Origin of the sequence: Actinomadura sp. SCN-SB, from assembly GCF_043906805.1 — a bacterium.
GTDB lineage: Bacteria > Actinomycetota > Actinomycetes > Streptosporangiales > Streptosporangiaceae > Spirillospora.
Genome location: NZ_JBIMPP010000071.1, coordinates 1 through 20,096 on the forward strand (window position 1 = coordinate 1; position 20,096 = coordinate 20,096).

Annotated in this window: 18 protein-coding genes and 1 pseudogene; 6 read left to right on the forward strand and 13 right to left on the reverse strand. The window is 70.4% G+C overall.

The features are described from left to right. A pseudogene (locus ACGWYJ_RS32210) lies at nucleotides 1-422 on the reverse strand (hypothetical protein); the annotation flags it as partial. A gap of 351 nt (nucleotides 423-773) precedes the next feature. Between ACGWYJ_RS32210 and ACGWYJ_RS32215 the strand changes: the two are divergent. From ACGWYJ_RS32215 to ACGWYJ_RS32225, 3 genes are all read left to right on the forward strand, one after another. Continuing rightward, a complete protein-coding gene (locus ACGWYJ_RS32215) occupies nucleotides 774-1,208 on the forward strand; it encodes a hypothetical protein (RefSeq protein WP_395110214.1) in 435 nt (144 codons plus the stop codon). Nucleotides 1,209-1,703: 495 nt separating this feature from the next. Then, entirely contained in the window at nucleotides 1,704-2,072 is a 369-nt protein-coding gene (locus ACGWYJ_RS32220; RefSeq protein WP_395110215.1) for a DUF4314 domain-containing protein, read from the forward strand. Between the two features lie 448 nt (nucleotides 2,073-2,520). Further along, nucleotides 2,521-2,928 carry a DUF317 domain-containing protein gene (locus tag ACGWYJ_RS32225; protein WP_395110216.1) on the forward strand — a complete coding sequence of 136 codons (408 nt, stop codon included), beginning with the start codon at nucleotides 2,521-2,523 and terminating at the stop codon, nucleotides 2,926-2,928. Nucleotides 2,929-3,011: 83 nt separating this feature from the next. Here ACGWYJ_RS32225 and ACGWYJ_RS32230 read toward each other — a convergent pair whose 3' ends face one another. From ACGWYJ_RS32230 to ACGWYJ_RS32250, 5 genes are all read right to left on the reverse strand, one after another. Next, nucleotides 3,012-3,620 carry a hypothetical protein gene (locus ACGWYJ_RS32230; RefSeq protein WP_395110217.1) on the reverse strand — a complete coding sequence of 203 codons (609 nt, stop codon included), beginning with the start codon at nucleotides 3,618-3,620 and terminating at the stop codon, nucleotides 3,012-3,014. A 74-nt stretch (nucleotides 3,621-3,694) separates the two neighbouring features. Beyond that, a complete protein-coding gene (locus ACGWYJ_RS32235) occupies nucleotides 3,695-4,042 on the reverse strand; it encodes a hypothetical protein (RefSeq protein ID WP_395110218.1) in 348 nt (115 codons plus the stop codon). Nucleotides 4,043-4,213: 171 nt separating this feature from the next. Then, on the reverse strand, nucleotides 4,214-6,022 hold the full coding sequence (locus ACGWYJ_RS32240; protein WP_395110219.1) for a vWA domain-containing protein: 1,809 nt from the start codon (nucleotides 6,020-6,022) through the stop codon (nucleotides 4,214-4,216). Between the two features lie 81 nt (nucleotides 6,023-6,103). Further along, nucleotides 6,104-7,240, reverse strand: coding sequence for an AAA family ATPase (locus tag ACGWYJ_RS32245; RefSeq protein WP_395110220.1), 1,137 nt, complete (start codon nucleotides 7,238-7,240; stop codon nucleotides 6,104-6,106). Nucleotides 7,241-7,399: 159 nt separating this feature from the next. Further along, a complete protein-coding gene (locus tag ACGWYJ_RS32250; protein WP_395110221.1) occupies nucleotides 7,400-8,515 on the reverse strand; it encodes a hypothetical protein in 1,116 nt (371 codons plus the stop codon). A gap of 418 nt (nucleotides 8,516-8,933) precedes the next feature. Between ACGWYJ_RS32250 and ACGWYJ_RS32255 the strand changes: the two genes are divergently transcribed. After that, nucleotides 8,934-9,305 carry a hypothetical protein gene (locus ACGWYJ_RS32255; RefSeq protein WP_395110222.1) on the forward strand — a complete coding sequence of 124 codons (372 nt, stop codon included), beginning with the start codon at nucleotides 8,934-8,936 and terminating at the stop codon, nucleotides 9,303-9,305. Nucleotides 9,306-9,422: 117 nt separating this feature from the next. Here ACGWYJ_RS32255 and ACGWYJ_RS32260 read toward each other — a convergent pair whose 3' ends face one another. Together ACGWYJ_RS32260 and ACGWYJ_RS32265 are read right to left on the reverse strand one after the other, a co-directional pair. Then, on the reverse strand, nucleotides 9,423-9,932 hold the full coding sequence (locus tag ACGWYJ_RS32260) for a hypothetical protein (RefSeq protein WP_395110223.1): 510 nt from the start codon (nucleotides 9,930-9,932) through the stop codon (nucleotides 9,423-9,425). 159 nt (nucleotides 9,933-10,091) lie between these two features. Beyond that, nucleotides 10,092-10,277 carry a hypothetical protein gene (locus tag ACGWYJ_RS32265; RefSeq protein WP_395110224.1) on the reverse strand — a complete coding sequence of 62 codons (186 nt, stop codon included), beginning with the start codon at nucleotides 10,275-10,277 and terminating at the stop codon, nucleotides 10,092-10,094. A gap of 359 nt (nucleotides 10,278-10,636) precedes the next feature. Here ACGWYJ_RS32265 and ACGWYJ_RS32270 point away from each other — a divergent pair, with 359 nt between their 5' ends. Further along, entirely contained in the window at nucleotides 10,637-11,053 is a 417-nt protein-coding gene (locus ACGWYJ_RS32270) for a hypothetical protein (RefSeq protein WP_395110225.1), read from the forward strand. Nucleotides 11,054-12,345: 1,292 nt separating this feature from the next. On the opposite strand, the gene ACGWYJ_RS32275 is transcribed toward ACGWYJ_RS32270, so the two are convergent. Both ACGWYJ_RS32275 and ACGWYJ_RS32280 read right to left on the reverse strand, forming a co-directional pair. Next, complete coding sequence (locus tag ACGWYJ_RS32275; RefSeq protein WP_395110226.1) at nucleotides 12,346-13,857, reverse strand: helix-turn-helix domain-containing protein; 1,512 nt, start codon at nucleotides 13,855-13,857, stop codon at nucleotides 12,346-12,348. Between the two features lie 79 nt (nucleotides 13,858-13,936). Then, nucleotides 13,937-14,344 (reverse strand): ATP-binding protein, encoded by a 408-nt coding sequence (locus ACGWYJ_RS32280; RefSeq protein ID WP_395110227.1) that lies wholly within the window; start codon nucleotides 14,342-14,344, stop codon nucleotides 13,937-13,939. Nucleotides 14,345-14,848: 504 nt separating this feature from the next. On the opposite strand from ACGWYJ_RS32280, the gene ACGWYJ_RS32285 reads away from it, so the two are divergent. After that, a complete protein-coding gene (locus tag ACGWYJ_RS32285) occupies nucleotides 14,849-15,169 on the forward strand; it encodes an Lsr2 family protein (protein WP_395110228.1) in 321 nt (106 codons plus the stop codon). A gap of 220 nt (nucleotides 15,170-15,389) precedes the next feature. Here the strand turns inward: ACGWYJ_RS32285 and ACGWYJ_RS32290 are convergent, their stop codons facing one another. The 3 genes from ACGWYJ_RS32290 to ACGWYJ_RS32300 all read right to left on the reverse strand — a co-directional run bounded on the left by ACGWYJ_RS32290 (nucleotide 15,390) and on the right by ACGWYJ_RS32300 (nucleotide 19,896). Continuing rightward, nucleotides 15,390-18,470 (reverse strand): OmpA family protein, encoded by a 3,081-nt coding sequence (locus tag ACGWYJ_RS32290; RefSeq protein ID WP_395110229.1) that lies wholly within the window; start codon nucleotides 18,468-18,470, stop codon nucleotides 15,390-15,392. A gap of 86 nt (nucleotides 18,471-18,556) precedes the next feature. Then, the gene (locus ACGWYJ_RS32295; RefSeq protein WP_395110230.1) at nucleotides 18,557-19,525 is read right to left on the reverse strand and encodes a hypothetical protein; all 969 of its coding nucleotides are present in this window, start codon (nucleotides 19,523-19,525) and stop codon (nucleotides 18,557-18,559) included. Next, nucleotides 19,522-19,896, reverse strand: coding sequence for a hypothetical protein (locus ACGWYJ_RS32300; protein WP_395110231.1), 375 nt, complete (start codon nucleotides 19,894-19,896; stop codon nucleotides 19,522-19,524). Before ACGWYJ_RS32300 ends, ACGWYJ_RS32295 begins: the two co-directional genes overlap by 4 nt. Nucleotides 19,897-20,096 lie beyond the last annotated feature (200 nt).

A 20,096-nucleotide genomic window follows, 5' to 3' on the forward strand; every position in this document is an offset into this window, starting at 1 on the left:
TCGTCCAACACCGGCCGGCGTCGGAGCGTCTCAATCTCCTCCCGCAACTGGATCATCAATCGTGCCGCAGCCCGGTCCACCTCGCCGAGACAGATGATCGCCTGATCTAGCTGCTCCTCACGCCTTTGCAAGGCCTTGCCGATCAGCTCCTCAAGGTGTGTCTCGGACAACCCGCTGACAGGCCCGAGCTTGCGGACTTCACCGTCCTCCCGCGCGGTCTTCCACGCCAAGAGCACCTCGGGGGTGTACCGCCGCGCGTCCTGGTCCACCGCGCGGTGATGTTTACGGCACAGCAGCAGGTTGGAGAACAGGTTCCGTTCCGGGTCCGGCAAGGTCTCGTCCCCGCGCGGCCCTCCGTCCGCCAGCGCGAAAATGTGAGCGACGTCCACGTTCATAAACGGTTTGTCGTCGACGAAGTCCACGACGGGGACCAAGCAGTCCGGGTAGTAGCAACGCCCCTCCGACAGCGCGATCAACGCGGGGACCGTCGGCGGGCATGGCCAAGGGCGACGTCGACCTCTACCTGGACGCCTGGCTGCCGGGCACGCACGAGGACTGCTGTACGAACGACTCGGAGTCTGCGCTATCCCGCGAATGTAAGCAGTCCTCTCCGCCGGGGCTAGGTCCAGGGACCATGCGGTGGCTATGCGGCAAGGCGGCTGAGTATCTCAAGCCACTGAGCAGGCCCACGCCCGCTGTAGTCCGGGTGACCGTCTCAGGCCACATCCCTGCTGTCCAGGCGCTGCGGACGCCGATGCTTCTACATTCCGGGCATGCCAGCCAACGGACGAGCTCTCGTCACTTACCTTCGCGAGCAGGTGCCTGGGATCACCAACACCCAGATCGCCGAATGGGCTGGCGTCACCTACCAGCGCGTCACTGACTGGGACAAGGGGCGCGTCCAGGGCGAACCCAGGCACCACGAGGTCGTCACCCTCGGTCGCGCAGCCGAGAAGGAACACCTCAACCTAGACCTGTGGATCCTGCTCAAGGTCGCCGGGTTCGAGTACATCGAATCTCCGACGGTTGCGAAGCGCGACCATTGGATTAGGGAGTGGGCGAAGCTCACCCTTGAACTTCAGTACGCCGACTTCACCGACCTAACCCGGACTGTCCAAGCCGCACAAAGGGCGTTTCAAGCTAAGGGCGAGCCGAACGAAACCCAGAAGATGCTTGCCGACCTCAGACGCAGAGAACGAGACAAGTAGGGCCCCGCGGGCCCTTTATCAGCTGCTGTTCATCGGTCGTCGTACGTGACCTTCACTCGACGTTCCCAATGCCCGGGACCATTCATCAGCTCACCACTGGCCTATCGCAACCGCACTCCCAGTCGTTGTGGTCGACGTCTCGAACCGGTGGCCAGAACCTGAACCGGAGCTCCTCGACCCTCGCTTGCGTCTCGCTAGGCCGCACAGTTTCTACCGCGAACCTCAGCGGCTCGTTCGGTGTCGTCAGCAGAGGCAAGGCGAGATCGGTCCACGACTCTCCGATACGGGCCACGTGCGCGGCCCCCGTCAACAGCTCAACATCGGTGGATCTTTGATCCGCTCGGCCATCCCGGTCGCCACGCATCGGTGAGGTCATCGAGGAAAACCTGAAGGCGGGTGCGCTGCTGACCTGCCACGCCACCCTGCCCTACGGCGACCACCCCGGCTTCGGGCCCGCGGTCTGCGCCGGGGTTCTGGGCCCGCCACCGCGACGCCGTGCCGGCCGGGCGCCTCGCCCAGCTCTTCCTCGGCGTCCTCCGCGTCCAGCCCCCGCACGGCAACGACCGCTCCAACCAGTCCAACCAGCCCGGCGACCCCGACCAGTCCGCCGCATCCGCTGATGCGCCAGCCGGTGACTCCCGACAGGAGCGCCGCGCAGCGGCGGCCGGTGCAGGCGCCGCCGCGGGCGCGCAGCCCGGAAGCCGGATCCGCCTGATCTCCACCAGCGACCCCTACACCGATCTGCGCCCCGGCGCCCTGGGCACGGTCACCGGGATCGATGATCTGGGCACCCTGGCCGTGCGCTGGGACGACGGCCACACCCTCGGCCTGATCCCCGGGCTCGACCAATTCGACATCCTTTAACCGCCCGCACAGCAACACGACATCCAGCCCCTTTTGCAAAGGCGCCAGCGAGACAAAGACCGAGTAGATAAGACCGCAAGAGTCTCGGGGAATTTTCCGGGTGGCCGGTTGACGTGTTGTGGCGGTCGAGTCATGGTCGTGGGCGTTCGCAAGGAACACGCCCGTTTGACAATTCCATATCCGAGGCGGAAATGCCCTACCGGGTGCCCGGCCCCCTGGCCGGGAATGGCACGGCCACCCGTGGCCGGGCCATGATTCCCCGTGACCGGGCCGGTACGGCACCACCCGCCCCCGGGTCCTCAAGCGGGCCCCGGGGCGCGCACGGGCCGGATCGGGCGGCCACACGGGGCGGTCGGGGTGTAACCGGTGTAACCCCCGGCACGGCCCATCAGGCACCCGGCGCCGGGAAACGGTGATCGTTTCCGTCTCGGGGAAGGGAGAGCCGACGATGGCCGATCTGCCTCGGTATCTGGCCGGTGCGGGTATGCCCGACACCGCGCTGGGTGTCTTGCACCAGTCCGGGTGGCGATTCGAGCAGGACGAGCATGGCAACACCTTCGCCTTCTCGCCCGACCGCCGCGTGATCGTGGCGTTTGTGCCCGAGGAGGGTTTCGGCCCTGCCGAGGGGGACCGATGGCGGTTCGCGCCGCGCCTGCCCGGCTGGCCGTCGTGGGAGCCGGTGTGGGTGGTCCGCGCCTACGCGCATGGCGACCTGGACGCGGTGGTGTGGGAGGCGGTGTTCACCTCCGACACCCCGGCCGAGTTCATCGCCGCGTTCCTGGTCGACCTGGTCCGTAAGCGGCCGCTGGAGGCCGAACGCGACGAACCGGCTCCGCCGGCGCTCATCGATCAGTAACCCCGCCCGCAGCACCGATCAGGCCATCCACGTGTTGGTGGATGGTCTGATCTCTGCTTCTTACGGCAGTGAGAGGTCCGCGGTCATCGAGATGAGGGGCCGGGCTTGGGTTCCACATCGGCGGGGTGCGGGACGTAGCAGTCCTGGTCGCATTCCCGTGCGCCTCGGCTGGTGATGAACGGGCAGTCCTCGCGGTGGGCCTTGGTGAAGGTGACACGGCCGTCGGGGTGCTCGATGATGTGCAGCGCGCCTCCGTAGGTGTAGGCCCAGGTGATGTCGCCTGGCTCGATGTCGTGCTCGGCGTTGAAGCCGTAGCTGGTGGCCAGCAGTGCACTGATCGCGCCGTGCAGGTGTGGGGAGAGGGTGTGCGTGGTCGGCGGGACGGCCAGGATCGCGGCGGCGCGTTGCAGGAGGCGTTCGGTGACGGGGCGGAGGAACCGGGCGGGAGCGTCGACGCCGGGGCCGGGTCGCGGGGTGTCATACCACCAGTCGCTGGGTGCCTCGGCGGCGAGGCTGGTCCAGATCATCTGGTCGTTGAGCACGTCGGCGACCGCGCGGCTCCGCCTGATGAACGTGTCGCGTTCGACGCAGGCTCGGACGGTGTGCCCGGCGATCTCGACGGTGCGGGTGTAGTGGTAGCGGTGCGGGGTAGCTCCGGCGCTGTGGTCTCGTTCGGTCATGGCGGCGGTCATCACGATCTCCGTGGTGCTGCTTGTAGTCCGGGGCTCGGGTCATTTCTCTGATTTAGCCTGGGCTGATGTGACATCTAGGGGTGCGGTTTCTCGGTAGAAACGGCGTGCGCCTTCGATCGAGGCGATGGCAAAGCCCAGGGTGAACGGGCAGGTGTTCCTCGGTGCCGGGCGCTCGAGCAGGAGCTGGCGCGCCGCGTCCGTAGCCCCAGCAGGGCGTCGTAGGGGTCGTCGCCGCCTTGGTCGATGTGGATGATGAGCTGCTCCCACCATTCGGCGAAGGCCCGCGTTTCGGCGACGGCGCGTAGCTGTTCTGCGAGGGCTTCTCCCTCGTCGATGCGGGAGATGAGTTCGCCTTCGGCGGCGCCGCGCGCGTCGATCGCTTCAGCGTGGCGGTCACGCAGGGAACTCTCGAACTTGTTCATGGGGCTCTTCCTCTCGTTCTCGGTGGCGCGTTCTCCCGGTGGGCGGGGCACGTGGCCAGATGCCGCGTCAGATGCCGCCGCCTCGGGATGCCGATCTCGGTAGTCAGGGGCCGGTGGCCTTGGGGGCTGGTGGTCGTGTTCGGCACGGCGATGGCGAGGTGCGACATCCCGTTAGGTGGTGCGTAGGGCGCGGGCGGCGGCTTGGCCGATGGTGGTAGCGGCGTCGGCGGGGTCGTCCAGCAGGACGGGCTCGGTGCCGTCCATGGGGACGGCCAGGCCGAGGGCGAGCCAGAGCACGGCGCAGCCGCTGCGGGTCAGGCGGGTGATGCGCTGCTGCCCGTGGCGGCCTTCGGTGTCGGAGAAGACGCCGTCGGAGACCACCACCAGCAGCCGTGCGGTGCCGGGGCGGGAGAGGTCGAGCGCGGCGTCCAGGGCGTCGACGGCTTCGGCAAAGGCGTGGCAGCCGTCGTCGGCGTCGAACTCGTGCACGCGGGCGGGGGTACGTCCGGGGCGGGTGACGGGGCGGACGGTGGCGCCGAAGATCACGGTGGCCGAGCGGGCGTCGGGCACGTGCCCGGTGGCCCTGGCCATGATCCAGGCGGCCGAGGCGACCGGCGCGGCGAAGCGGCGCATCGAGCGGGACACATCGCAGGCGATGCCCACTCGCAGCGGCGGGGCGGGGACGTGCTGGTGCAGGGTGCGGGTGAACGGCTCGGCGGTGGGCACGGCACCGGCGGCGCGCTGGGCCTCGGCCGCCAGCGCGTCCCGCATCCGCAACCGTCCCGGTGGCGTCGGCGAGGTCACGGTGGCGGTGGCGCGGTCGCGGTGCGCGGCGGTGCGCAGGTGGCGGGCCAGGCGGCGGGCGGCGGCCTGCTCGGCCTGGGTCGGGGTGCGGGTGCCGGTGATGCGGGTCGGGCCCCGCTTGGTGACCGCTGGTGGATCAGCGAACACCCGGCTGGCGGCCTGCCGTGCCTGATCACGGGCCGCCTTCTCGGCACGCCGCTCGGCCGAGCGGTCCGGCCCCGGCACAGGTGCGGGTGGGGTGTCGGCGTCGGTGATCGCTTCCACGGTGGCGGTGATGGCCGCCGCCAGCGGCGAAGAGTCCCCGTCGGCATCGGGCTCGGGTGGGGGTGGCGGCTGGTCAGGGTCCAGGCCCAGGCAGTCACACCACAGGCGGCCCAACTCCAGCATGCCCGCGGTGTCGTCGTCGGCCGTTTGGTGGGCACGGCACCACAACTCGGCCAGCACGCCCAGCCTGCTAGCGCCGATCACCTCGCACACGGCGCGTGCGACGGGAGCGGTCTCATCGGTGTCCAGTACCCCGGTGGTGACGCGGGCAAGGATCAGCGCGGCGGCGCACCCGGCCTCCCACGGTCGCATCGCCGCGCGCACCGCACCCGCCGAGCCGCCCGAGCCGCCCGAGCCGCCCGCGGTTGTCGCGCCGGGCGGGCCGGGGGTGAAGTCGGCCAGCACGAGCTGGGTGATGCAGGCGCGCAGCCAGCGGTGATCGCCGGGGCGGCGGGCCAGATGCGCGGCTTCGATCCGGGATTCCTCCAGCAGCACCGCCGCCTCCCAGTGCGCCCCGCCCGCCCTGGCGGCCGGTGCGGGCAGGCCCGAGGAGGCGCCCGGGCCGGTTCCGGTGGCGGCGGTGGCGTGCCAGGCCGAGTGGCGGGCGTGCGCGGCCTCGTGCACGAACACTCCCCACAGCGCCGGGTACCGTTCCCGGTCAGATGGGCGGGACGGATCACACCCGGCGGGATCGTGGCCGAGGTGGACGCCGTCGAGTTCGATGGTGGCCAGGGCCGGGATGAAGCAGCCGGGGGCGCCGTGCCCGGCGCCGGGGGCGCAGGTGACGATCAGGTCGTCACGGTCGGTCAGGGCGCTGATCTGGCCGGTGAAGGCGGCCGACACTTTGCTCCACGCACCACGCGCGATGGTGGCGCTGGCAGGGTTGGTGGCGGGGTTCAGGTGCGTGGCCATCTCGGGTGATCTCCTTTCTTCGGGTTCGCCGTCCCTTCGCCAAGGCAAGTACGGGCACAGGGCTTGGAGGCGGGTTGGTGGTCAGAGTTGGCGGCCCAGGGCCAGTGGGGTGATGGTGCGGCCGTACACCGAGGCCAGGACCTCGGCGACCACGTCGCGGTCTTCTTCGGGGGCGATGCCCGCCAGGTTGGCCACGGCGGCCTCGGTGCCGAGGACGCCGGCGATCTTCTGAAAGGCAATGAGCTCGCGCAGTTGCGGTGCCCAGCCGATCTCTCCGGCGGTCTGCCGGGCGGCCAGGTTGCGCGCCACCCGTACCGCCTTGGGGTCGATCTTGAGGGTGCGTGCCAGGTCGTAGTCGGTCGACACACGGATCTGCGCGGAAAACCTCGACGCGAGTGCCTCGGTGAGGATGGCGCCGTGCACGCCGGGGTTGTGCCCGGCGATCACATAAAAGCCGGGCTTGGCGGTGATGGTCTCGCCCTTGTGGGCCTTGACGGTGATCTGGCGGCGGCCGTCCATGGCGGGGTACACCACGGCCAGGACTTTGGGTGAGATGAGGGTGGCGTCGTCGATGAACAGGCACCGGCCCTCACTCATCGCCGTCACCAGCGGCCCGTACACGAACTCATACCCCGCGCCGGGGGCTTGGGTGTACTCGCCGATGAAGTCGGCGACGGCGGTGTCGCCGTCCCCGGCCACGGTGATCAGGTCGGGGAAGGCGGCCTCGACCAGCGAGGTTTTGCCGGTGCCGGGCGGCCCGTACAGCAGCGCCGCGATCCCGGCCTCCCGCAACCGTCGCAGCGCCGCCACGTCGGGCAGGTCGGCCAGCTGACGGGGGTGGTAGGTCTGCCCGTTGGGACGCTGCACCGGCCCCAGCGGGGCGGGCGCGCGCGGCGGTGACGGCGATGCGGGGGCGGGCTGGCCCGCCGGGCTACCGGTGCCGCCCGCCGACGGGCCGCTCGGCGGCCCAGGGGGCGGGGTAGACGAGGGCGGCGGGGAACCGGCCGGGTGGCGGGGGCGGACGGTGGCGGCCCGGGCGGCGCCCGCGGTGGTGGAGGTGGCGCGGTACCGGCGCGGGCGGGTGCCGACCTGCTCGGCGTGACCGTGCCCGACCAGAACCTCCAGGGCATTGCCCACCGCGCCGGACGACCGTCCGAGCGCCCGCGCAACCTGCCCGGGGGTGTGCGAGCCGGGATGGTCGGCCAGATACTCGGCCACCCGGCGGCGCAGTTCACCTTGGCCCAGCCGACCACGCCCACTGGCTGAGGGGGACATCACGGGGAAACACCTCAAAACACAACGTCACAGAAAGCTGGAATTGCCGGGGGCGCCTGGCCCGGGGGCGGGTGCACCCCGCCCTCCGGGCCGGGCACGCGGTCAGCTCCCCGCGTCCCCGTCCGGCTCGGTGCCCGGCTCGGTGCCCGGCTCGGTGTCCGGCTCGGTGCCGGGGGCGGCCTCGTCGGAGCGGGGCGCGGGCTGGGTGCCGGTGAAACGGCGGGGACGCTCGCACGTCTGCTCGGCCGCGCCGTCACCGACCAGGCGGTCCAGGGCGTTGGCGACCGCACCGGCCGAGTGCCCGATCACCTTGCCGATCTCATGCGGGGTGAACTCGCTACCGGGGTGAGCGGCCAGATGGGCGGCCACCTTGGCACGCAACTCGCCCGGCTGGGACCGGGCCCGCCCCGAGGCGGTACGACGCCGCCCGTTCGCGGCGGCGCGCACCAGGCGGCGCGCCTTGCCCGACCCGGTGTACACCGCCTCCACCGCCGACCGCGCGGCATCACGGTCACCCGCAGCCAGCGCCGCCGTCACCACCTCCAGCGCCTGGCGCAGCTCGGCCAGCGCACCGTCCGCCTCGGCCACCGCAGCGGCCTCCATCCCCTCCTCGACCGACTCCTCGCCGTGCGACACTTCGTCGACCGGCTTCTCGTCGACCGGCTTCTCGTCCGGCTCCTCCTGGTCGGCCGTTTCCGGGTCGGCGTCAGCGGCCTCGCCGCCGGAGGCGCCGTCATCCGGCACGGTGTCATCCGGCTGCGGTGTGGACACCTCCTGATCACCGGCTCCGCCATCGGCGGGCTCGGGCTCGGCGGGCTCGGGCTGGGTGCGCTCGGTGTCCGGGGCGGGCGCCGGGGCGTCGTCCTGCTGGTGATCATGCTGGGTGTCGGGGGCGGGGTGCCAGGTGTCGGCGGCGCGCTTACCGCGCGTGCGGCCGCCCGCCGTGCGCACCGCCAGCTCGGCGGTCTCCAGTTCCAGCAGCTCCTTGCGCGCGGCGGTTTTGGACACCCCCGCCGCCCGCGCGATTGCGGCGACCGTGCCGCCGGGGTTGGCCGTCAGCGCGGCCGCAACCGCCGCTGCCGGGCCGTCGCCGCGCTGGTCGGCGCCACTACCGGCGGCGCCATTGCCGGGCGTCACGGGGCCGTCCGGGGCCATTTCGGCGCCCGCCATTTCGGCAGCGGCCAGCGCGGTGGCGGTGGTGTTTTCCTGCGTCATCATCCGGCTCCTTCCCTAACCGGGGGGCGCCGATCCCGGCGCCGTTCCCTTTTGGTGTTCGGAGCTCGACCATCGCTCTACCCGGGTGCCCTGGCAATAGAATTCTGCCGGTTTCTCGGTAACCGAAACGGCTGGACACCCTCACCTCGCGAACCGGCCCGGCAGCGCCCTCTATCTCGACAAACACCCGCCAGTCAACCCCGAGCCGGCGACCTTCTCCCGGGGAATATCGACTCGCCTCGGCCTATCGCCTCCGTGGCTGGACGGCCTTACCCGATCGGCTGGTTAAACCGCCCTCAAATGATCGGGCCGCCGGGCTTGACTTGTGCGCGAATCGAGATTCAATCGACCCACACGAAGAGAACCGCAGCATTATCAGAAAAGAAGATCTTGCACACCGGCATGCGGAGGTGAAGCCGAAATGAAGCAGAAAGACGAAACTACGAGCCGCGCAGGCGCGGTCGCGCACAATCACCAGGTGGAGCCGTTCAGCCCGTTGCGGCCTCCCGGCCAATGCCCGCGCTGTGACGCGCGGCGCGCCGAACGCGCCGCGCGCGGGCTAACCGATCACAACCACCAGCCGCTGCCGTTCGGTCGGCGCCTGCCCTACGGGCAATGCCCGCGCTGTGACCAGCTCCACGACGGCGCCCAGCCGCGCACCCGTCACAGCCGGGACGGCCAGCGCGTCCGCGATGACCGGCAACGCCAGCAGGCGCTCGGGGACCATTTCGCGCCCGGTGGCCCGCATGATCGCGGGGAATGCGGACCGGTCTGCACCGCCTTCGACTGGTGACCCCAGACCCGAACACGGCACGCACGCTCGTCCCTTCAGCCGGAGCAGGCCCGCCCCCGGCAGCAAGGGCTACCGGGGGTGATGGCCCGACCCTCCGACCAGGAGACCGTCTGCGGGTCAGGGCAGCCAGCCGCACGACTCCCAGGCCACATAACGGGCGCCACAGCACCAGCAGCTTGGGGCGGCCTCGGTGATCGCGACGAACGTGCCGCAGTCGGGCTGCGGGCAGAACTTCAGGCAGTCGTACTCGGTGCAGGCCATCAGCTCGAACACGCGCTCGTCGAACTGCTCGGTGATGCCACAGCCGCGCTCCACCCACCTCACAGCGTCGTGATGCTCGGCCGAGCGCCCTTCGCCGCGGCAGGTGCAGTAGATCTCCGCAACCCCCTCGGCCGCGGTCGCCTCACGATCTTCGGGATCGGGATGGACCTGCGCCCAGTCCTTGATCTGGTGCGCCAAGGCATCCAGCGCGGACATCGCCTCGTCGCAGAAGACCGGCTCGGCCTCGGGCAGGTAGCCTGCCTCGGACTCGATCACGTGCCAATGCCGCACCGCCGACCCCCGGACCGGCCCGGGGACCGAATCGGGGACCGAAGCGGGGGTGGTGTGCGCGGACAGTGCCGTCATCACGGCGCCTCCTCCCCTCATCGCCGCGCGTGTACCGTCTCGGTGACCCGCCGTAGAGGGGGTCGGGTCATCCGGGGCGAGACCCACCCTGATGCGGGCGGGCATCACCCTGGACGGCCCGGCCTGGGGCGTTCGGCCGTTGGCGCAACGCCCGCCGGTTCACCCGCAGGAGCCAGCTCGCTCCGCCAGCAGGTCGTTGGTGATCTGCGTGAGCGCCGCCGCCAATGATTCGTCCGGCAAATCCAGCGCCTCCGGATTACCCGCGAACAGATCATCACGGGTGGTGATGACGAACGCGCCGGTGCAACACAGCGCAGGCCACCGGTCGGTCAGGAATGTCCGCACACCCCTGCCCGTCCAGACCAGATAAGGGTTCCCCTCACCCTGGCACCAGCGGCGAAAACGCGCCACATGATGTGCTCGCACGACAATTGAATTGCCCATTACACCCCCTATTCAAATGTTCGGTTCGGTGTTTCTGTTTTGCCGTTCTACCACGACGTTCGCTCTGCGCTATCCCGTAGTCAAGGGTGATTCCGAACTTTTTCCAGCCCCAAACGGCTGGAGAGGCTTACCTCGCCGGAGATGACGACCAGCCGCAAAATAACGCCCGGTCACGGCTTGACTTCACCCAAATGCGAGATCTAATGGGGGTAACGGCACATCACGTTGAACGGTCACGGGAATGGAACGGGAGGCACCCAATGGAAACGGCGCCGTTCTTGATCTGGTATGACGCCGAGATCATCGCGCAATACGTGCGCATCGGTAACCCGATTTACCGCGATGACATTTACGCCACGGTGATACAGATCATCCGGGATGAGGCCCGCCGCCGCGTGATCATCCAGGCCCGCGGGGATGACGACGGCCGCGATCACGTGTTCGAGATCCCCTACGACACCGGGGTGGAAGCCGGGGTGATCACCCAATACGGCATCGAACGCCCGGAACGGGGCGACATCATGCCGGTACACCCCAGTCACGGTCCGCGAGCACACGAGCTGGCCCTGCGCTACATCCGTACGCGCGGCGGGCGGCTGATGACCCGGCACGTCATCCCGGACACCGCCACCGACCTCGGCGTCATGCCCCTGGACGAGTTCGCGGCCGCCCGGTAATCACGGCCTTACCCGCGCCCTCGGGCCAGCCGGGGCTCGCCCCCGGCGCCGGCCTGGCGGAGCCTCGGGCGAGCTCACGGCAGGGACCCCATATACCTCACTCCGCCCAGAAGACCCTGTCTCACCCCATTGCCCCGACATTCAGCCTAATCCTTAGCCCACGCCCAGCGTCCCTTCGACACAGCACTCCCTAGAGTGAGTCGGGAGAGCCATCGGCACGTCTAGATCCCGCCGTTACCTGCGGCCACTCCGTAAACGATCATGCCGACCTGGTCGGTACCCCCATCGGCAACATCATCTGCGTCTGCGGCTCCGACCGCGCCTAGATCGCTTCTGACCTCTGCCGACAGTCGGCCACCCGGCCGCTCGACAGGCTAATCTCGCCAGCGGTCCATGAGCACGCCGAACCTGTGGGCGGCAGGCGGTAAAGAAGGGACTACCGAAGTAAGCAATCCTGCCTAAATCGGCCTTGGCCTGCGCTTATCGTATTGCGAACCGCGATGATCTAGCAGCCTGTGGGTCGGCTGGCTCGCCCGCACGGAAGAGAGCGCAGCAGGGCATGCAGCTCACGGTCGGGGCTGACGTGCCTGCGGAAGAGCGGGCCGGCAGGGTCGCCGCGGGCGCCAATGGCATTAGCACCGGCAGCAGTGTCGGTTCGCTGACCAGCAACGCCACCTGTGGTTTCCAGAACAGCGCGGTGCCCTACCACGGGCCCAGCAGCGTGGCGGCCTGTTCCTCATCCCTCTGGTTGGGTGGGCCTAGGCGGTGGAGGAGCTTCTTGGTGGCGCGCAGGATGAGCACCGCCCCATCCTGCCGTCCAGGCTGGGCGTGAAGCTCACCAGGCCGCCGAGATCACCTGTGCTCCACGACCGGTCGGTGTTGGCCTAAGCATTCCCCTCTCGCGGGATTCGCGCTGGCCCCACCGTGGTGTTCGGCTGTGCCGCCCGTTGGCGGGTGGAGAGGCAATTCCTCCCGGGTGTGCGGGCGCGGGCGCTAACCCGGTCTGCGCGAAGCCTGAGAAACACCATGATCGACAGGTTGAGGTGCCTTGATTGGCGCTGACCTGCTGTCCGCCGACGCGGTGGTGCTCGTCGGCGGCCAAATGGACGGCCGAATCGGGTAGCGGGCCGGGTGGGCGGACCTGCTGGCTGCCGGATAGGAGCATCTCCAGGTAGAACGCGGCGCCGCGCTCGGCCAGCCAGGCGGCCAGCTTGCCGGGCTTTTCGGGCACGCTGCGGGCGTCGGGGCACCGCCACCGCGGCCCCGGCTGTCGCCCGCGCGCATCGGCGACCCTAGTCATCGTGATGCACCCCGATGGCGGCCAGCGCCCGCCGATAGAACTGGACACGCCGCAGGTCGACCCGGCTGGTGGGGTCGCCCTCGCGGGAGCCGAGCAGATCGGCGGCTCGGGTCCAGGCGTGGGCGGCCTGCCGGGACGAGCCGCGATCTTCCAACAGTTCGGCTCGGTGGATCAGCGCGATGATCGCTTCATCGGTCTGGCCGAGGCGGGCGCAGGCGTCGCCGAGGACGGCCAGCGCTTGTGCCACGGCCCGGGTCGGGCCAGCCCCTGCCGGGCTGGGGGTGCGCGTGCCGTCGGCGGGGGCGTTGGTGTGGTCGGCTGGGTGGTGGGTGTCGGCAGTGTGCAGGGCGTGGCGGGCGTGGGCGGCTGCCTGTTCGGGGTGGCCGAGGAGGAGTTCGGCCTCGGCCAGGTCGGCCAGTGTCTGGGCGGTGCCGCCGTCCAGGACCGCGCGGGTCAGCTGCTGGGTCAGCAGGTCGCGGGCGCGTTCGGCGTGGGCCGGGCGCGCGCGCAGTAGCAACGCGGCGCACCGGGCGTGTGTTTCGGTGGCGGCGCGCAGGTGCTCGTCGGCATCCAGCAGGTGCAGCGCCTGGTCCGCCCAGTGCGCCGCTTCGTCCAGGTCGCCGAGGGTCTCGGTGATGTGGGCGGCGTGCCGGTAGGCCAGTAGCCGGGCGGCGGGGTGCCCGGAGTGTTCGGCGAGACGCACCACATGCGTGCAGGTCTGGCGGGCCAGCATCAGGTCACCGATGTCGGTGAGGGCCTCCACCAGCGCCCCGCCGACTTGCACCGCCGCTTCGGTGGCCGCCACGTCGTTGCTGTCGGCGGCGGTGGCCGCGACGGCGAACGCGGCCTGGGCGGTACGAGCAGCACGTTGGGCGTGGCCGTTGCGGCGGTGGCACCGGGCCAGCGCGACCTGCGCGTCGGCCCATCGGTCCCATCCGATCTTCGGTGGCTGACCGACAGGAAGCGTCCTCGGCCGGTAGCGATGCGCGGCCTGCTGGTCCGCAGCGGGCGATGCCAGCCGGGCGGTCGGACCGTCCTCGTCGGTCGCCTTCATGTCCGGGAGTTGGTAGAGGGTGGTGATCGCCTCGTCGAAGCGGCCGAGGGCTTCGAGGGTGAGTGCGGTGTCGGCGAGGACCTTGGCGTGCAGGTGCGGTACTGCGGGCAGGGCCGGGTTTGTGGCCAGGTCTGCGAATAGGGGTAGGGCGTGGTCGGGGTGGCCGGTGTGGAGGGCGCGGCGGGCGGTGGCGTATCGAGTGTTCAGGTCGGCCACGGTGGTCTCGGCGATCCCGCAGCGCAGGTAGTCCACTGAGCAGTTCAGTCGCTCGGCGAGTTTGGCCAGGACGGTGGGTGACGGCGTGCGCTTGCCGGACTCGATCAGGGAGATGTAGCTGTCGGACAGATCCCGCCCAGCCAGGTGTGCCTGCGACATTTTGTGCTGCTTCCGCAACTTCCGGACCCGTTCGCCGGGGCCGCCTGGTGAAGGATGTGCTGGGTGTTCGGGCAAGGCTGTGACTCCGTGTTCTGGTCATCGCGCCCATCCATCCGGGGACGCAAAGGGCGGTGGACGATCGGCACCGGCCAGATCAACTCGTGCAGGGCACGGACGTGTCGGCGGTCAGCCGTGCCCAGACGGTGTGGCCGCCGACGGGATCTCCTTCAACGCCCACCTGGGCGGCGAGTTCGGCGACCACGCGCAGGCCGCGGCCGTGTTCGGCGAGCACGCCCTGTCCGTCGGCGGTGCTGAACGCGGGGATGGTGCGTCCGCCCAGGTCGTGCACGGCCAGGCACAGGTCGTGGTGGCGGGTGAGTTCGACGCCGAACCAGCCGCCGGGATGTCCCGAGCGGGTGTGCAGGAGCGCGTTACTGGTCAGTTCCGCGGCGATCAGCGCGGCGTCATCGGCCCGTTCGGTGTCGGCGCACTGGGCTCTCACCCAGGAGCGGACCTGGGCGATTTGGTCCAGGCGCCCGGGGTAGATCCGCCGCCACATCATCGGACCATTGCGCTGGAGCCAAGCATCGGCCAGGACAGCGAGATGCGTGGCCGGGCGAGGGGTACGTTCGCTTGATGCTGTCATCGTTCGGCCGCCTCCTGGTTCCCGGGCGGTGCCATGCGGGCGTGAATTTCCGTGAACAGCACCGCTGGGGCATCGAGCGACGACTTGTCAATCACCGTCAAGTCATGCCGAGCCGTCGGCAATGCCTTCCGGACTGGATGGCAGATCGGAGGCGATACGAACTACCGGATGGCCTCCCCTGTGATCGTGAATGGACGTTTGATCAGAGGATCGCTCTGTGGATCGCGGCGCTATGCCGCGCCGTACGCATCTGGCGAGCGCAGGGCGGGGAATCAGATCGGGGGATCAAATGCCCTGTCGTGAGAGGTCATGACGAGGCACTACACCACACGAGTGATCCATTTCCGATACCATCGGGCCCGAGCACGTATTATCATTCCAACCAAATACGGTATCGAAGCAACGGAAGGGGAGCCGCTGATGGCGCAGCAGGTGCAGGTTCTTCTGGTCGACGATCTCGACGGCGGCGAGGCACAGGAGACGGTGTCGTTCTCCCTCGACGGCCGGGCGTATGAGATCGACCTGAGCGAGAAGAACGCCACCCAACTTCGGAAGACCCTGGAGCCATTCCAGAGCAGCGCCCGCAGGATTCGAGGGACGGCCCGTAGGACCACGCGCGGAACCAGCAACCGTGAGCGCAGCGCCGAGATCCGGGAATGGGCCAGGGACCGCGGAATCCCGGTCAACGACCGCGGGCGCATCCCGGCGCACGTGGTCGAGCAGTTCGAGGCGGCGCACTGAGAAATCGGTAGCGGTACCAGCCATCAAGAAGGCCCGCGCGGCGGCATCGGCGTCACTGACGCCCGGCTGTCCGTGCGGGCCTCCTTATTCGTTAGTGGGACGCGCCACACATCCAGAGAATTGTCATCTTATTCCCGGACATACCGGCCCTGCCTGGGCGGGGGATGCACCGGCACCACGTGTGCGTGGCCGTCGCTGGAGAGCGGTTTACCGGAAGTCTTCAGCTACCGGGTGGTCGAGGTGAGCGCGGTCGTGATCGGCCTTGTGGTGGTGCGAGGTGTTCGGCTTGTGCGGCGGCTTTGCGTTGGGCCAGGTTGTGCTGGCGCAGGAGCGCCGATTGGAGCCGTTCGGTGTCTGGGGAGGGATCAATGTCGATCTCGTTGAGCCGGTGGGCCAATAGCCGATAGGTGCGGCGAACGCCGTCGGCGTTGCCCACAGCGGCTTGGAGCTGCATCACTTCACATGCCAGCGGTTCGGAGAACGGGTCATGCTCGAACGCCTGCTCCAGCACCCTCAAGGCGTCCTCGGGATCGTCGTCACGCAGGAGGTGGGCGAGGCGGACCAGGGCGTCGGTGGCGGTGCGGCGGATCCGTTCACGTTCCCGCTCGGCCCACTCATAGGTGAGGTCCTCGGCCAACTCGCCGGTGTACACCTCGGCGATCCGGCGCAGAGCAGAGATCCGGCCGGGATCATCGTCAGCGGTGGCGGCGGCCTCGATGGCGTGCAGGAAGTGCCACAGATCGACGTCGATAAGGTGGGCATCCAGGCGGTAGCGGCCGCCGGCGTGGTTGATGAACATCGGCTCGCGCAGGCCGGTGGCGGTGCGGAGCCGTTTGCGGGCGTTGTTGACCGCGGTGTGGAACATGGTGCTGCCGCCGTCGAGGTCGCGGTCCGGCCAGATCGCGTCGATGCCTTGCTCGCGGGTGATCCCTTCTGGATGCAGGGCCAACAGGACTAGCAGGTCACGGGAAACCTGGCGCAGCCCGGTGCTGACCGGACCCTGGTCGGTGTCCACGCGCACCGGTCCGAACAGGCGGACCCGCACCGGACAGCCCCGGTCCCGCCCGAAGCGCGGTGGCCGCAGCGGCGCACCCATCCGATCCGGATCCGGTGCCTTGGACGACGCGACGGACGGCCCGGGGGAGGACTTCGCTGGCGGCTCGGGCGGCTCGGCGGGCGGTTCGGTGGTGGGCGCCGGGCCCGAGGGCCTGCTGGGTGCGGAGCCGGGCACTGCGGCTGAGGCGTCGGCAGAGGTGGCGGGGTCTTCGCCGCGGGCGGCTCGGATGGTCTGCAGCAGCTCGGCGGTGTCTTGCGGCGTCAGGTGGAACAGCCGCGCCCCCGCCCAACGGGCGGCATCGGGTCCGTCGGCCTTTAGGACGTGGCCGCCGCCGTCGACGTGGCAGGTGGTTCCAGTCGGGCACGCGCCGAGCAGCACAGCGCCGAGGCCGTAGTCCTCGGCGCGATGCTGCAGGGCCTCCACGGTGAGGCGTTGGCGTTCGTCCGGATGCGCGATGAGCACGAGGGCGGGCAACGGTTCGTCTGGATCGGCGGCCCGCAGCGCGGCGACGTCGCCGACTTCGTGTTCGCTCATCATCCGCGCCCGGTGCAGGACCTCGGTCTCCAGGTACTCCACCGCCGCGGCCAGGTCGGCGGCGACGGTCAGCCCGCCAAGGGTGTCGCCGAGCCGGTTCACCTGGTCATCCGTGAGGCCGAACACGGTGGCTGCGGTCGGTGCAGGGGTGAGCAGTTCGATCCGGTCGCCGTGCGCGCGGGCCAGCAACTCGGTGGCGATCGCGCGGGCGGCAGCGGCGGCTCCGGGTCCGGTCAGGCCCACGTTCAACCCCGGCAGCGGCACCGTGACCGGCCGCCCGTCACGCTCCCCCACGACCAAGCCGTCAGCCATTCCCGTGGCGCGGTCGTCCTCGACCAGTTGCTGATCAGAGCGGACGGGCTCACCCATCGCGGCAGCAGAGCGAACGTGTGCCTTGCGCAGCACGCGGACAGCTGCGCCCTGAGCCGGTTCCGGGTCGGTTACCCCGAGCCGGTCTGGAGCCAGCGCACGGCGATGCCGCCGGTGCAGTCGCGCGGCGGCCACCGCGACGCTGATGGCCGCCGCCAGGCCCAGCCCGGCCAGCGCCCCACTGGGCAGCCGCACCGAGACCGGACCGCTCTCACGCCACCCCTCCTCCGACGACGATGACTCCGACGGGGAGGGCGAGGCTGGGGCGGTGGACGAGCGGCCGGTTTCCGGGGCCTGCCGTGCTGGTGGTGCTCCCGCGCCGCTCTCCGGGGCGGACGACGCGGACGGGCTGGGCGCCGGGGTGGTGGTCGTGCCGGGGTGCGGGCTGGTCGGCGCGGTCGGCCGAGGCGCTGGGGCGGGTGCCGATGCGCGAAGGGTGTAGGTGATCTCGACACGGCGGTTACGGGCGCGGCCGGTGGGATCATCACCCCCGTCCGGACGCGTCTCCGCGGCGATGGGCGCGGCCTCCCCCTCGCCTGCCACCCGGAACCGGTAACCGGTGCCGAGCTTGCCGATCAGCGCCTCGCGTACTGTGTCGGCGCGCCGCAGCGACAGGCGCCGGTTGTAATCGGCTGAGCCGTGGGAGTCGGTGTGACCGACGATCACCACCGGCCGGTGGCCGGCGGCACGGCCAGCGATGTCATCGGCGAGGTGGTCCAGGGTGGAGCGCGCGCTGGGCGTCAGCTCGGCCGAATCGAACGCGAACCGCACCGTGGCACGGGGCGCATCCGGTGAAGCGTCCTCGCCCGGCGAAGCCTCTCCCTCACCAGAAGGGGCGTCGCCCCGGCCGGGGGTGAACGTACCGATCGGGGTCCTGTCCGGCGGTGGGGGAACAAGGGTGGCTTGCTGCGTTGCTGCGGCTCGGTGTTCGTCCGGCGCGGCCGGGGGTGGTGCCGTGGCGATCACGTCCACGAGCGAGGCGGTGGGCGCGGCGGTCGCCCGGTTCAGGGACATGGCGGCTCCCAGCACGGCGGCCAGCAGGCCGCCCACCGCGACCGCGGCCAGGTTCTGCGGGGCCGACAGCCCGGGAATCGTCGGCGCGACCTGCCCGGACAGGCGCGCGGCGGCCTCCAGCATCACCAGCACCGCCCACAGGGCCCACCCGAGCCACGACAGGTACTTCAACGTCGCGAGCAACAGCGTGCCGTCAGCTGGGCGTATCAACGCCGCGACGACCTCCTCTGCGGTGGGCCACCGGTCGGGGATCGGCGAGCCGGTGGCCACCAGCAGCAGCCACGGCAGCCCGGCCAGCAGCGCCGCCAGCACCGCGGCACTGGCCACAGCCCGCACAATGACTCCCCAAGGTGGCGGCTGCTGCGGCCGCTGCTGCCCTCGCGGCATCCCGGTTCCCACGCTGCGTTGACCTTTCACCCGTCACCCGACGACCGGTGGGAGGTGCCTCGCCTGAGATCGTTGACCGGCAGCACACCGCCTGCCGGTGCCGCGCTGCCGGAGAAGGTAGCGGTGCCGGAGAAACAGGGCATACAGCGCGTCAAGGCGTAGGCGACCTCGCGGGCCAGTTGCAGCGAGCCCATCCGCGCCGCGGACTCGGCCAGTGCCTCCTGCGGAGGCGCGTCCGGGCCGGGCGGGTTCCAGGTGTCACCGCGGTAGGTGACATCGAAGACGAGATTGCGCAGCAGCACCCCGGTCTTGCTCTCGCCCGTGGCGGCGCGTTCGGCGTACCCCGAGTAGGCGCCTTCCCCCAGATGCGGCACCGCCTGATAGCGGGCACCCCAGGTGGCGTGGTCGCGGGCGCGCTGGTCCTCGTAGATCGCACGCGCGACGGCTCGGGCGTCGTCGGACGAGGTGTCGGTCGCGATCGTGATGCGCAGTTCCACCTTGCGGTGCATCCGGCTGCCCTGATGATCCACCGCGCTCACCCAGGTGCAGGACCATCGCGGCGTGCGCTGCGTTGGCCACCAGGTGGCGCCCGGGCTCAGACGTTGCAGGGTCGCCTGCACGGGCAACGCACAGGGGTCAGGGATCGCGACGAAATCCGGCGGGGGCACCGGGACGGTGGTGGAGGTCAGCGGGTCGGTCCCGGCCGGCGGCGCTGCCGGAACGTGCACGGGACTGCACGCGGCCACCGCGGCCGCGGTCACGGCGGTGACCGCCAGCGCCGCAGCGGAACCCAGCCGCACAAGGTACCCCCGTGACCGCCGGGCGGTCAGGGGCTCACAGCTGGATCGCGCCGCGGTGGCCGGGAACAGAGGCGGGACAGGTCGCGGCGGGTCGGCCAGCGGCCGGAGCGGCGGCGGCACCCTCCACAACGGGGGCGCGTCCTGCGGGTCATGCCGTGTCGCCAGACCGTACGGCATACCGGCGTCGCTGCTCATACGCCGCTCCCCTCGGTGTCGGCAGGGCTCTTGCCGGTGGGGGCGTCGCTGAACGCGGCGGCAGGGAGGGTGCTGCGCACCACCCAGTCGGCGGCGGCGACCACCACCGCGAACCACCCGGCCGCCGCCAGCGACCACCCAGCCGACAGCGCGCCCAGACCCGGCAGCCCCCGCCCGAGCGTCTTGACGAACAACAGCAGGCCCGCTGCGCAGAGCAACCAGCACACCAACCCAGCCACCAGTGCCCCGCCGACCGCCGCGCCCCACGTCCGGCCCAGGAATTGGCGGTGCGACTGCCGCGCAGCCGGACGAGGCCGGATGCCGTCCTCGTCGACGACCTCGTCGTGGGCGGGATGGTCGGTCCTACGCACAGCGCAGCAGAGGAGTGTGGCGCGCATACGGATTCGCCTCCACAGGATTGAAGGTGGTGTTGACGGCCACCCACGCTGGCCACTGCGGTGTTGCGCGCGGTGTGACACACGACCACGGACCCCGGGCCCGGGTCTCCTGGCCGGGGTCTCCTTGCTCTACGGGCGCATCCTCAGGGTGTGCCATCCGGGCCCAGATCACC